The organism is Erythrobacter litoralis (assembly GCF_029760855.1).
GTDB classification, from domain to species: domain Bacteria; phylum Pseudomonadota; class Alphaproteobacteria; order Sphingomonadales; family Sphingomonadaceae; genus Qipengyuania; species Qipengyuania litoralis_A.
This window is the reverse complement of the sequence record NZ_SOSI01000001.1, coordinates 485,793-498,450: the sequence shown is the minus strand read 5'-3', so window position 1 is coordinate 498,450 and position 12,658 is coordinate 485,793. Positions and strand designations below refer to the sequence as shown.

Genomic DNA, 12,658 nt, shown 5'->3' with positions numbered 1-12,658 from the left:
ACATCCCCGCACCCGCCTCGTTCTCGAAGCAAACCGAAAGGACATGCGATGAAAAACACCGGCAATACCATTCTCGTCACCGGCGGCAGTTCCGGCATCGGCCGCGAATATGCGAAACGATGGCACGATGCAGGCAACACCGTAATCGTGGCGGCGCGCTCAGAAGACGGCTTGCGCGAAACGGCGGAAGGCCGCGAAAACCTGCACTGGCTCGAACTCGACGTGGCAGACGAAGCGAGCATCGATCAATTCGCGCAGACCGTGCGCGAGCGGTTCCCCGACGTGAACGTGTTGGTCAACAATGCCGGCATCATGCCGTTCGAAAACATATCCGGCAGTCGCGACCTGTCCGATGCGGAGAAGGTGGTCGCGATCAACCTGCTGGGTCCGATCCGGCTGACGAATGCGTTGATCGATCATCTGAAATCGAAGGACGATGCCGCAATCGTCAATGTCAGCTCAGGTCTGGCCTTTGTGCCCCTGCCGAAAGCACCGACCTATTCCGCGACCAAGGCGGCGCTCCATTCCTACACGATGACGCTTCGCAAGGTGCTCGAAGGCAAGGTCGAGGTAATCGAGATCGTCCCGCCGGGCGTGCAGACCGATCTTACCCCCGGACAGGCGAACAACGACCAATACATGCCGCTGGACGATTTCATCGACGAGTCGTTCGGCCTCCTCCAGCAGACGCCGACGCCTCGGGAAGTGTGCGTCGAGCAGGTGAAGGCGTTCCGGCACGCAGAGGAAAACGGCAAGACCGCGGAGTTGATCGACATGCTGGCCGATCGATAGCTGGCTGATGCGAAAAAGGCCGCGCATCGTTTGTGATGCGCGGCCTTCGATTTGTTATCCTCGGAGAAGCTTATGCAGCGCCCGCCAGCAGCTTTTCGCTGGCGATCGCCTTCATCGCTTTCTGCACCTTCTCGAATGCACGCACCTCGATCTGGCGGATGCGTTCGCGGCTGACATCGTAGACCTGGCTGAGTTCTTCCAGCGTCTGCGGGTTGTCGGTCAGGCGGCGCTCGGTGAAGATATGCTTTTCGCGGTCGTTGAGGTTGTCCATCGCCTCGATCAGCATGTCGTGGCGGACTTCCTTTTCCTGCGCGTCGGCAACGGTTTCGTCCTGCAGCGGGCGATCGTCGGTCAGCCAGTCCTGCCACTGGCCGCTGCCGTCTTCGCCATTGCGCATCGGCACGTTGAGTGATCCGTCACCGCCCATCAGCATCCGGCGGTTCATGTTGACCACCTCCTGCTCGGGCACGCCGAGATCGGTTGCGATCTTCTTCACATCGTCGGGATGGAGATCGGTGTCCTCGTAGGCATCGAGGTTCTTCTTCATGCGGCGCAGATTGAAGAACAGCTTCTTCTGCGCGGCGGTGGTGCCCATCTTCACGAGGCTCCACGAACGCAGGATGTATTCCTGGATGCTCGCCTTGATCCACCACATTGCATAGGTTGCCAGGCGGAAGCCGCGATCGGCCTCGAACTTCTTGACGCCCTGCATCAGGCCGACATTGCCTTCGGAAATAAGGTCGCTGACGGGCAGGCCATATCCGCGATAGCCCATCGCGATCTTGGACACGAGCCGCAGGTGCGAGGTGACGAGCTGCGCCGCAGCTTCGGAATCCTCGTGTTCCTCGTACCGCTTCGCGAGCATGTATTCCTGCTCGGGTGTGAGAATCGGAAACTTCTTGATTTCGGAGAGATAGCGGTTGAGGCTCTGCTCACCGCCGAGCGTCGGAACGCTCAAGGATTTGGAATTGCTCACGTTACCCTAACCTTTCTGTCGTCGACCGCGGTTGCCGGACCCCTGCTGGGCATCCGGTCTTCGGGCCACTGCATCTATATACACGGAAGCGACCGAAATTTGCACTGCGTTTCGTCGATTTCAACGAGCGATTTCGTCGATCAGTTCCCGCATATCGGAGGGCATTTCAGCCCGGAAATCCAAGCTTTCACCGCTGATAGGATGGCTGAATCCGAGCCGCGTCGCATGCAGAGCCTGACGCGCGAAACCGAGGTGCTCAAGAACCGGTTTCAGCGCTTTCGGCGTGCGTCCGTAGACTGGATCTCCGAGTAGCGGATTGCCGATTGACTGGCAGTGAACACGCACCTGATGCGTGCGCCCCGTTTCGAGCCGGCATTCGATCAGCGCCGCGTGGGCGAAGGTGCGGTCCGTACGGTAATGCGTGACCGCATGCTTACCGCGTTTCGCGCCGGGGGGCAGCACCGCCATCTTCTTGCGATCTTTGTCCGAGCGGCCGATGCGGCCCCCGATCATGCCGTCGCGCGGATTGGGATGCCCTGCACAAATAGCCTGATAGCGGCGGATGATCGAATGGTCGGCGAACTGGCGGGCGAGCCCCTCATGCGCCGCGTCGGACTTGGCGACGACCAGCAGGCCGGAGGTGTCCTTGTCGATCCGGTGGACGATGCCGGGCCGCTCGACACCGTTGATGCCGGAAAGCTGCCCCCGGCAGTGGTGGAGCAGGGCGTTGACCAGCGTCCCGTCGCGATTTCCCGCGGCCGGATGCACAACCATGCCGGCGGGCTTGTTTACGACGATCAGGTCCGCATCCTCGAACACGATATCGAGCGGAATGGCCTGCGCTTCGGTTTCGAGCGGTTCGGGGGCGGGGAGGGCTATGCGATAGGGGGTGCCGGCCTCGACCTTCGCGGAGGGCGAGGTGGCAAGCTTTCCGGCGATCTCGACATGGCCCTGCGCGATCAGCGTCTTGATACGTTCGCGCGACAGATCGGTGCCTTGGGCGAGCGCCTTGTCGAGGCGGTCCGAGGTTTCGGTTCGGCCTTCGAGGATCGTGTCGTCTCCTACCACTATATGCCTCGCGCCTGTCGAAGTGCTCTGCTTATCGTCTCAAAGAGATTATCTGTCGGCTCCGTGGTTAACCGGACGTCGCGACGAAGCATCATGTAAGTCCAGAACGGCATGCCCAGCCTAAAAAGGAAAAGCAGCCCTTCGACAAGTTAAAGGCGAACGGATAACCTTGGGGTGTGCTGGCGATTACAGAAAAAATCCTGAGCGCTATGCTCCACGAAGCAAACCGCGTTCATCCCAACGAATGCTGCGGCATCCTTGTGGGCGAGCCCGGCCGCATCACCGGCGCCATACCGGCCGGTAACGTTCATCCCTTGCCCCAAACGCAGTTCGAGATCGACCCACAAGCGCTGATCGACGCGCACCGGGCCGCGCGCGGCGGCGGGCCGCAGGTCGTGGGATATTACCATTCCCACCCCAACGGCCTCGCCCGGCCATCCGCCACCGACGCACAGCGCGCGGCGGACGATAGGGCGGTGTGGGCCATAATCGCGGCGGGGCGGGTCACGTTCTGGCGGGCGGGGGCTGGCGCATTCAGCGCGCTTCCCTATGAGGTCGCCCCTCGCTAGAAGCCCGCTTACGCACCAATCCAACGGACCACCGATGAACGACAAAAATTCGATCGACCTTGCCGCCATGCTGTGTTCGCGCCTGTGCCACGATATGCTGAGCCCGGTGGGCGCCCTCAGCAACGGGCTGGAACTGCTGGCGCTGGAAACCGACGACGAAATGCGCGAGAACGTGATGGGCCTCCTCGAACAGAGCGCGCGCACCAGCACCAGCAAGCTCAAATTCTTCCGCCTCGCCTTCGGTGCGGCGGGCGGGTTCGGCGACCGGGTGGATATGGCCGAACCCAAGTCGCTGATCGAAGCGCTCCTGGTCGACAAGGGCAACATCACGGTCAACTGGGCGCTCGATGTCGCCAATCTCGGCAAGCCGGCGGTGAAGGTGCTGCTGAACTTCGCACAGATTGCGATCGATGCTCTGGTGCGCGGCGGGACGCTCGATGTCGGCGCCGAAATCCGCGACGGGAATTGCGAAATCGTGGTGCGCGCAGCCGGCCCCAAGATCGGGTTCGACGATACGATCGGCAAGGCGCTCGACGGCAGCCTCGATCCGGCCGAGCTTTCGAGCCGGACGGCGGCGGCGCACATGATCGCGCTGCTCGCCGAACAGCATGGCGGCGGCCTCCAATTCGCCCGCGACGAAGGAACGCTGGTGCTCGGCGCGTTCATGCCCGAAAGCGAAGGGCTGATCGGTTGAGCGATTTCGGCACGCCCGGCGAGCGGCTTCCCTTAAGCAAGGACGAGCTGGTCGACCGCGAGGTCCTCTCGCCCAATCACGACGAACGCACCCTGCCGATCTCGATGGTCGTCATCCATTACACCGAAATGGAGGACAAGGGCTTCGCGATCGAACGGTTGTGCGATCCGGACGCCAAGGTCTCCGCGCATTACCTGATCGGCGAGCAGGGCGAGGTCGTCCGGCTGGTTCCGGAAGAAAAACGTGCCTGGCATGCGGGCGTCTCGTACTGGCGCGGCCATCGCGATGTGAATTCCGCCAGCGTCGGCATCGAGCTCGACCATCCGGGCCATAAATACGGCTATCGCGACTTCAACGAGGCGCAGTTCGAGGCGCTGGTGCCGTTGGTCTCGCGGATCGTGAAGCGCTACGATATCCCGCGCGCCAACGTGGTCGGCCATTCGGACGTCGCGCCGGGTCGCAAGATCGATCCGGGCGAACTGTTCCCGTGGGGCCGCCTCGCCGAATACGGCCTGTGCCTGCCGCGTCCGGAAAAGCTGGAGCGCGGCGATCCGTTCGACAACGACGCCTCGTTCTACCTCGCGCTCGAACGGTTCGGCTACGACATTTCGGACGGCCATAAGGCGGTCGAAGCCTTCCAGCGCCGCTGGCGGCCCGAAACGATCAACGGCACGATCGACGGCGAAGTGCGCGCGATCCTGTTCCAGCTCTTGCTGGACCGGGACCGGGGCCGGACGCGGTAGGCCGTATAGGATGCGCTTAGCGGCCTGACCAATTCGGGCTATTCGCCGATCACCATCTTCGACACCGGCGGCGTAATGCGCCGCAAGACCAGCCGGACGGCGTCGCTGGAGGTCAACTACAGCTGATCTAGCCTATGAAATTATCCGAAGACGCCGCCGGTCCGGAGTGGATCGGCGGGGTTTTTGTATTGGGATACGCTATTTGATCCAAGGGACGCCGGTCTAATGCGATGTCCGCTAACGACCCCATAGCGGGTATCAGGTGCTTCCCTCCTTCGCGCCGAAAGCGGACGAATGGGTTACGGTTGACAGTTGGCTTCGCTATTAGCCCGAAATGAAAATTGCGGTCCTTTCAGATATTCACGGCAACATATCAGCGCTCGATGCAGTGATCGCTCACGCGAACCGCCAGTCGGTGGATCAAATCGTCAATCTTGGAGACATTTGCTCGGGTGCTCTTTGGCCGGAGAAAACGGCTGATCGTCTCATGAAATTGGATTTTCCAACCATACGCGGAAACCACGAGAGGCAGGTCTTGAACGGGACACCCGACCAGATGGGTTTGTCGGACAGGCACGCCAGATTGACACTGCGCGAAGACCAGTTGGCTTGGTTTGCAGCCTTACCTGAAACGCTGCGCCTCTCGGATGACGTGCTGTTGGTTCATGGGACGCCAGACAGCGATCTGATCTATTTTCTAGAAACGGTGACCGAGCAGGGGGTCCGTCCGGCCACGTTAGACGAAGTGGCAGAGAGAGCAGGTACGACCGATGCTTCGCTCATTCTGTGCGGTCATACCCATGTTCCAAGAGCTGTCAGACTTACTGACGGACGCTTGATCGTGAACCCGGGGAGCGTCGGCTTGCCAGCCTATGACGACGACCATCCATTCCCTCACGTTATTCAGAACGGAGCGCCGCACGCCCGGTACGCGATCGTTACCAAGGAGAATGGTGAGTGGGAAGCGAGTTTTCACATGGTCGCCTATGATTGGGAAAAGGCAGCGCGGGAAGCGGAGGCTCACAAGCGCCTTGATTGGGCGAAAGCACTGCGCACGGGAATGGTTTGACTAGCAGCGTCTGGTTCCGATTGAACGGGAGTAGAAACTGGACAGTCCACTTTGCACCCCATTTTCTGCCATTCGAGCGCAGCGCGTTCCATCGCTCGGTTTCCTACCCCCTGCCGATCATGCATTCCGGCTTGCGTGTTCCATGCATCCACTCGCCCTCTCCCGTTGAACTTCAAGCGCCCGCAACCCGCCTGCCATTTTGTCCGCCTGAACCGTGTTCCATGTGTTCCATCGGGTTGGACACCCGCAGTCGAAACCCTCGAACGGTCCAACATTCCATTGGCGGGTTCCGGCTTGGCGAATGGCCGCAAGTCGCCTATCCAAGACAATGCCAGGGGGCCGGGCAGCCGCGTGCTTTTGCGCGAGGAAAGTCCGGGCTCCACGAAACGAGGGTGGCGGGTAACGCCCGCCCGGCGCAAGTCGAGGGAAAGTGCCACAGAGAGCATACCGCCGATGGCTCCAGTCCTTTTGGGACAGGAGATCAGGCAAGGGTGAAAGGGTGCGGTAAGAGCGCACCGGGGCTTCGGTAACGCGGCCCGCATGGCAAACCCCACCCGGAGCAAGGCCGAATAGGGACGGCGCGCCGGAAACGGCAGGGGCGTTTCGCCTCCGATCGTCCGGGTTGGCTGCTCGAGCTGCGGAGCAATCCGCGGCCCAGACGAATGGCTGCCGCCGCGGCGCTGATGTGTTCATATCGGCCGCGGAACAGAACCCGGCTTACAGGCCCCCTGGCATTTCGGGTCTTTCGACCAACGACACTGGACTTCGGACAGGCGAAGGCGGAAGACGGCATGGTTTATCGAGAGAGGACTCCATGATCCGCACAAGCTTCTACGCCTCCACCGCCATCCTTCTGGCCTCCGCCCTGTCGTCCGCCCCCGCCAGGGCCGACGAAGGCATGTGGACCTTCGACAATTTTCCCGCCGAACGTATGCAGGAAACCTACGGCTGGGCGCCCGATCAGGCATGGCTCGACAAGGTACAGGCCGCCGCGGTGCGACTCACCGGTGGCTGTTCCGCCAGTTTCGTTTCGGGCGACGGCCTGATCCTCACCAACCATCACTGCGTCGCGAGCTGCCTGTTCGACAATTCCGATGCCGGGGCGGACTATCTCGATGCAGGCTTCGTCGCCGCCAACCGGAGCGACGAATTGACCTGCCCCGGTCAGCAGGCCGAAGTGGTGACGCAAATCTCGGATGTGACGGATCAGGTGAAGGCCTCGTTCGGCACGCTCACCGGCGAAGCGCTGACCAAGGCGCGCGATGCCCGGATTGCGGAGATCGAGACGGAAAGCTGCCCCGATACCGAAAAGTATCGCTGTCAGGTCGTCACCCTGTTCGGCGGCGGGCAGTACAAGCTTTACACCTATCGCAAATATTCCGACGTCCGTCTCGCCTGGGCACCGGAAGACCGGGCGGCGACGTTCGGTGGCGATCCCGACAATTTCAATTTCCCGCGCTATTCGCTCGATGCGAGCTTCCTGCGCGCCTACGAGAACGGCGAACCGGTCGATACGCCGAACCACCTGCAATGGAACCCACGCGCGCCGGAAGAGGGCGAAGTGACTTTCGTGGTCGGTAATCCGGGCTCGACCAGCCGGCTCTACACGCAGAGCCAGCTTGCCTTCGAGCGCGAGGTACGGCTCCCGATCACGCTGGCGACGACGTCGGAGCTGCGCGGACGCCTGATCCGCGCGATGGACGAGAGCCCGGAAAAGGCGCGCGAAGGGCTCGATACGCTGAACGGGATCGAGAACAGCCTGAAGGTCTATATCGGCCGCACCAAGGCGCTGAACGATCCGCAATTCACGGCCACGCTGGCCGAACAGGAAGCCGAGCTGCGCCGCCGCAGCGCGGGCAATAGCGCGATCGGCGATCCGTGGACGGAGGTGGAAGGCGCGGTCGATGCCTATCGTACGCTGTATCTGCCCGCCCGCTTCACTTCGCCCTCGGGCTCGCTTTACGGCTATGCTCGTGCCTTGGTGTTCGCAGCGCAGGAGCGCGAAAAGCCGAATGCGCAGCGTCTGCCGGGCTATACCGACAGCGCCCTGCCGCTGACGCGCAAGCGCCTGCTCGACGAGCGGCCGGTCTATCCGTGGCTCGACGAGATGACGATGGAATGGAGCCTGTCGAAAGCGCGTGAATATCTCGGCGTGGACGATCCCGATACGCGCCTGTTGCTTGGGCAGGAAAGCCCGGAACAGCTGGCCGAGCGGCTGGTCGAAGGTACGCGGCTCGCCGATGCCGCCTATCGCACGCAGTTGTGGGAAGGCGGCATGGCGGCAATCGAGGCGTCGGACGACCCGATGATCCAGTATGCGCTCAAACTGGCCGAACGGCAGCGCGAACTGGATGCGGCGATCGATGAGGCTTATTCCGGGCCGCTCACCGCCGCCGGCGCGAAGCTCGCCGATGCGCGGTTCGCCGCCTACGGCGACAGTCTCTATCCCGATGCGACCTTCACCCTGCGCATCAGCTACGGCCAAGTGAAGGGCTGGGAAGAGCGCGGCAACCAGGTGCCGATCAGCACCACGATGGGCGGCACGTTCGAGCGGGCGACCGGCAATGCGCCGTTCGACGTCGCACCGGCCTTTGCCGAAAACCGCGCCGATATCAACATGGCGACGACCTACGATTTCGTGACGACGAACGATATCATCGGCGGCAATTCGGGATCGCCGGTGATTGATCGGGCGGGCACCGTGATCGGCGCCGCGTTCGACGGCAACATTCACTCGCTCGGCGGGAATTACGGATACGATCCGAACCTCAACCGCACCGTCGCCGTATCGACCGATGCGGTGCAGGAAGCGCTGAAGACGATCTATCCCGCTCCTGCGCTCGTCGCCGAACTGTCGGCCAAGTAAGCGTATTCGGGCCGCGCGGCATAGGATTGCCGCGCGGCCTGTTTCGGAAGGTTAGGGGCGGCCTACGCTGTCATAAGTGAAGCCCATCGCGCGCATGTCGTCGGCGCGGTAGATGTTGCGAAGGTCGACCAGCACAGGCGTCTTCAGCAAGGTCTTTACGCGGTTGAGATCGAGCGCGCGGAAAGCGTCCCATTCGGTCACGATCGCGACCGCGTCGGCATTCTCGATCGCTTCGTAAGGGTCTGCCGCCATCGTGACCTCCGGCATCATCGGCTTGGCAATTTCCATGCCTTCGGGATCGTAAGCGACCACCTCGACGCCGCAATCGGTCAGGGTCTGCGCCACGGCGATAGCAGGCGAATCGCGCATGTCGTCGGTATCGGGCTTGAACGTCAGGCCGAGCAAAGCGACCTTCTTGCCGCGTGCCTCATCGTGTCCACCCAAGGCTTCCAGCACCTTGCGGCCCATCGCGCGCTTACGGCCCTCATTGACCTTAACCACCGCCTCGATGATGCGCGTCGGACTGTCGTAATCCTCGGCCGTCTTGAGCAGCGCCAGCGTGTCTTTCGGGAAGCAGGAGCCGCCATAGCCCGGCCCGGCGTGGAGGAACTTCGGACCGATACGATTATCCATTCCGATGCCGCGCGACACGTCCTGCACGTTTGCGCCAACCTTCTCGCACAGATCGGCGATCTCGTTAATGAAGGTAATCTTAGTCGCGAGGAACGCATTGGCCGCGTATTTAATGAGTTCGCTGGTTCGGCGATTGACGAAGAGGATCGGCGATTCGTTGAGGAAGAGCGGACGGTAGACTTCGCGCATCACGTCGCGGCCGAACTCGTCCTCGGCACCGATCACGATTCGGTCGGGCCGCTTGAAGTCCCCGATCGCGGCGCCCTCGCGCAGGAATTCGGGATTGGAAACGACCGAAACCTTATGGCTGGTGCCGCTTTCCGACAGGATGCGCTGCACCTCGTCGCCGGTGCCGACAGGCACGGTGGACTTGGTGACGACGACCGCATCGTTGGCGAGGTTCTGCCCGACCTCTTCTGCTACCGCATAGACGAAGGAGAGGTCCGCATGCCCATCGCCGCGCCGGCTTGGAGTGCCGACGGCGATGAAGATCGCATCGGCATCGGCGATGCCTTCCTTGAGGCTGGTGGTGAAGGTGAGGCGGCCCGCCTTCACGTTCGAATCGACCAGTTCGGCAAGGCCGGGCTCGTAAATCGGCATCACGCCATCGTGCAGCCGGTCGATCTTGGACTGATCCTTGTCGATGCAGCACACGTCGTGGCCGAAATCGGCAAAGCACGCGCCCGACACGAGCCCGACATAGCCCGAGCCTACCATTGCGATTTTCATACGATATCGCCCTTTTCGATTTCGATTGTGCCATCGTCCTGTGCGACGGCCTGAATGCGGCGACGCCCTTCGCCTTCCAGAACGAGAGCTGTCAAGCGCCCGGTACGGAACGCGCCGGTATCTATCCCGATTCGGTGCGGTGTCGTCTCGATGTCTTGAAAGATGGTGTGCCCGTGCACGACCACATGGCTGAAGGGTTCTTCATGCCGGAGAAACCGCTCGCGGATCCACAGCATGTCGGCACGTTTCTGGTCCTCCAGGCTATGGGCCGGGTTGAGGCCGGCATGAACGAAGACATAGTCGCCCGCTGCCACATACTCCTCGAATGCGGCGAGAAAGTCGCGGTCTTCCTGTGGGACTTGCTGCCGGATCTCGGCCTGTAATTCTTCCAGGCGCATCCGTGTGTAGTCGGCCTCAGACACACCGTAACTCAGGATCGTCTCGCGGCCACCATGCTTCAGGAAATGGCGCAGCGTTTCGATGTTATCGAAACTCTCGAGAAACATTTCCTCGTGGTTGCCTGCAAGGTAGCGCACCGTCCGCTGCGATCCCCACTCTCGGGCGTGAGCGACAACAGTTGCGCTGTCCGGTCCCCGATCGATCAGGTCGCCAAGCAAGACCACACTCGTATTGGTTGGGGTGTTCGCGCGATCGTCGTCTTCTATGGCTCGGGTCAATGCTGCGAACAGATCCGCGCGGCCATGGACGTCACCTACGATATACCAGCGCTCGCCGTCCGGTACGGCCGCCACCCGCTTTTCGGTGGCGTTGCGGGTCAGGATGCGGCGCAGGGTCTGGAACATAGGGGCTGTGATACATGCTCGAATGTTGGAGTAGGTATCGCCCGATCTATCAGCAAGCGCTGAGCACACGGTGAATGCTTCGCAGTTGCACAATAGCCACGCTTCATGCTGCAATAGCGAAAAGCTTTCGCACGAACATTGCGCACTCGTCCGGATTAAGGCAACTTCCTGTCGAATTTCGCAGTGAGACCTCGAGTAAAAATAACGAGGCCGGTGAAATACGCAGGCGGAACGAAGCAACGCAACGAACCAAGGGAGTTCGATTATGCTTACGTTCTTTCGCGGAGCGACTTCGCTCTGTCTCGCGGCTTCGGCCATCGCAATCGCCACGCCGGGCTTCGCCCAGACGAACAACGATCCGATTGTCGATGAAACCGATCCGGTTGAAGCGGGTGAAATCACCATTTCGGGTAGCGTCGCCCTCGTCTCGGATTACCGCTTCCGCGGTGTTTCGCAGACTGATGAAGAGTTGGCGGTGCAGGGCGGTGTATCCGTTGGCCACAGTTCCGGTGCCTATGTCGGCGCCTGGGCATCGAACCTTGCGGGGTGGGGCACCTTCGGGGGCTCGAACACCGAACTCGATATCTACGGGGGATACGCCGTCGAACTCGATGCGGCTACGATCGACGTCGGGGTCACATGGTACATGTATCCGGGCGGCGCGGACACGACCGATTTCTTCGAACCTTATGTGAAGCTTTCGACGACCTACGGTCCGGTCGAAGCGCTGGTCGGCGTGGCTTACGCTCCCAAGCAGGAGGCGCTCGGAAAAGTCTTCCTGACCGGCGCGGATGCAGCCGCCGGCGTGCCGAACGATCCGGGCGACAAGGAAGACAACCTGTATCTCTGGGCCGATCTCAGCGCCGGCGTCCCCGATACCGGACTGACGGTTAAGGGGCATCTCGGCTATTCGGATGGCAATTCGGGTCTCGGACCCAATGGCACCAGCATTGCGCCGACCGGCACCTATTTCGATTGGCTGATCGGAGCGGATTATGCGGTAGGGCCGCTGACGCTTGGCGTCGCTTATGTCGATACCGACATCTCGCGTTCGGAATCGGCGTACCTTCTGCCGAATTTCCAGAACACGAAGGACGGTTCATCGATCGCATCCAGCCAAGTTGTGTTTTCACTTTCAGCAGGCTTCTGATCATCCTTGAGCGGTGCCGCCATTGTTGGCGGCACTTCCTCTTCATGAGTATGTAATATTCACGGGTGGCGTCGGGCGGCCACGCTCCTATCTTGGCTGCCACGCAGCAAGAGTTCGCAGATTGCCATGACCCGATTTCTACATACCATGATCCGCGTGGCCGACATCGGCGCCACAATTCGCTTTTTCGAACTGATCGGCCTCGAGGAAGTCCGCCGGAAGGAAAGCGAAAAGGGGCGTTTCACGCTCGTCTTCCTCGCAGCGCCGGGGCAGGAAGGGATAGCCGAGGTCGAACTGACCTATAACTGGCCGCCAGAAGACGGAAGCGAGCCCGAAACCTATGAGGGCGGACGCAATTTCGGCCATCTCGCCTATCGCGTGGACGACGTTTACGCGACTTGCCAGCGACTGATGGACGCCGGGCATACCATCAATCGACCGCCGCGCGACGGGCACATGGCGTTCGTACGCTCGCCCGACGGTATCTCCGTCGAAATCCTCCAGGACGGCTATCTCGAACCTGCGGAACCCTGGGCCAGCATGCCCAATACCGGCAGCTGGTAACC

Annotated in this window: 12 protein-coding genes and 1 other RNA gene; 9 read left to right on the top strand and 4 right to left on the bottom strand. The window is 61.5% G+C overall.

What is annotated here, in order from left to right:
- Window positions 1-48: 48 nt before the first annotated feature.
- Window positions 49-792 carry an SDR family oxidoreductase gene (locus E3U23_RS02290; RefSeq protein WP_279349561.1) on the top strand — a complete coding sequence of 248 codons (744 nt, stop codon included), beginning with the start codon at window positions 49-51 and terminating at the stop codon, window positions 790-792.
- Window positions 793-862: 70 nt separating this feature from the next.
- On the opposite strand, the gene rpoH is transcribed toward E3U23_RS02290, so the two are convergent.
- Window positions 863-1,768: an RNA polymerase sigma factor RpoH gene (gene rpoH / locus E3U23_RS02285; protein WP_279349560.1), complete on the bottom strand. Its 906-nt coding sequence runs from the start codon at window positions 1,766-1,768 to the stop codon at window positions 863-865.
- Between the two features lie 120 nt (window positions 1,769-1,888).
- Entirely contained in the window at window positions 1,889-2,836 is a 948-nt protein-coding gene (locus E3U23_RS02280) for an RluA family pseudouridine synthase (protein WP_279349559.1), read from the bottom strand.
- Window positions 2,837-3,012: 176 nt separating this feature from the next.
- Between E3U23_RS02280 and E3U23_RS02275 the strand changes: the two genes are divergently transcribed.
- From E3U23_RS02275 to E3U23_RS02250, 6 genes are all read left to right on the top strand, one after another.
- Window positions 3,013-3,405, top strand: a complete 393-nt coding sequence (locus E3U23_RS02275; protein ID WP_347710004.1) for a M67 family metallopeptidase — start codon at window positions 3,013-3,015, stop codon at window positions 3,403-3,405.
- A 34-nt stretch (window positions 3,406-3,439) separates the two neighbouring features.
- Window positions 3,440-4,099: a histidine phosphotransferase family protein gene (locus E3U23_RS02270; RefSeq protein ID WP_279349558.1), complete on the top strand. Its 660-nt coding sequence runs from the start codon at window positions 3,440-3,442 to the stop codon at window positions 4,097-4,099.
- A gap of 104 nt (window positions 4,100-4,203) precedes the next feature.
- The gene (locus E3U23_RS02265) at window positions 4,204-4,842 is read left to right on the top strand and encodes an N-acetylmuramoyl-L-alanine amidase (protein ID WP_279349688.1); all 639 of its coding nucleotides are present in this window, start codon (window positions 4,204-4,206) and stop codon (window positions 4,840-4,842) included.
- Between the two features lie 334 nt (window positions 4,843-5,176).
- Window positions 5,177-5,911, top strand: coding sequence for a metallophosphoesterase family protein (locus E3U23_RS02260; protein WP_279349557.1), 735 nt, complete (start codon window positions 5,177-5,179; stop codon window positions 5,909-5,911).
- A 331-nt stretch (window positions 5,912-6,242) separates the two neighbouring features.
- An RNA gene (gene rnpB, locus E3U23_RS02255) (RNase P RNA component class A) lies at window positions 6,243-6,647 on the top strand.
- A 78-nt stretch (window positions 6,648-6,725) separates the two neighbouring features.
- Window positions 6,726-8,777, top strand: coding sequence for a S46 family peptidase (locus E3U23_RS02250; protein WP_279349556.1), 2,052 nt, complete (start codon window positions 6,726-6,728; stop codon window positions 8,775-8,777).
- Window positions 8,778-8,828: 51 nt separating this feature from the next.
- Here the strand turns inward: E3U23_RS02250 and E3U23_RS02245 are convergent, their stop codons facing one another.
- Both E3U23_RS02245 and E3U23_RS02240 read right to left on the bottom strand, forming a co-directional pair.
- The gene (locus E3U23_RS02245; RefSeq protein ID WP_279349555.1) at window positions 8,829-10,139 is read right to left on the bottom strand and encodes a UDP-glucose dehydrogenase family protein; all 1,311 of its coding nucleotides are present in this window, start codon (window positions 10,137-10,139) and stop codon (window positions 8,829-8,831) included.
- The gene (locus tag E3U23_RS02240; RefSeq protein WP_279349554.1) at window positions 10,136-10,942 is read right to left on the bottom strand and encodes a metallophosphoesterase family protein; all 807 of its coding nucleotides are present in this window, start codon (window positions 10,940-10,942) and stop codon (window positions 10,136-10,138) included. The genes E3U23_RS02245 and E3U23_RS02240 overlap by 4 nt, the downstream gene beginning before the upstream one ends.
- 265 nt (window positions 10,943-11,207) lie before the next feature.
- Between E3U23_RS02240 and E3U23_RS02235 the strand changes: the two genes are divergently transcribed.
- On the top strand, window positions 11,208-12,092 hold the full coding sequence (locus E3U23_RS02235; RefSeq protein WP_279349553.1) for a TorF family putative porin: 885 nt from the start codon (window positions 11,208-11,210) through the stop codon (window positions 12,090-12,092).
- A gap of 126 nt (window positions 12,093-12,218) precedes the next feature.
- Window positions 12,219-12,656 (top strand): VOC family protein, encoded by a 438-nt coding sequence (locus E3U23_RS02230; RefSeq protein WP_279349552.1) that lies wholly within the window; start codon window positions 12,219-12,221, stop codon window positions 12,654-12,656.
- Window positions 12,657-12,658: the final 2 nt, after the last annotated feature.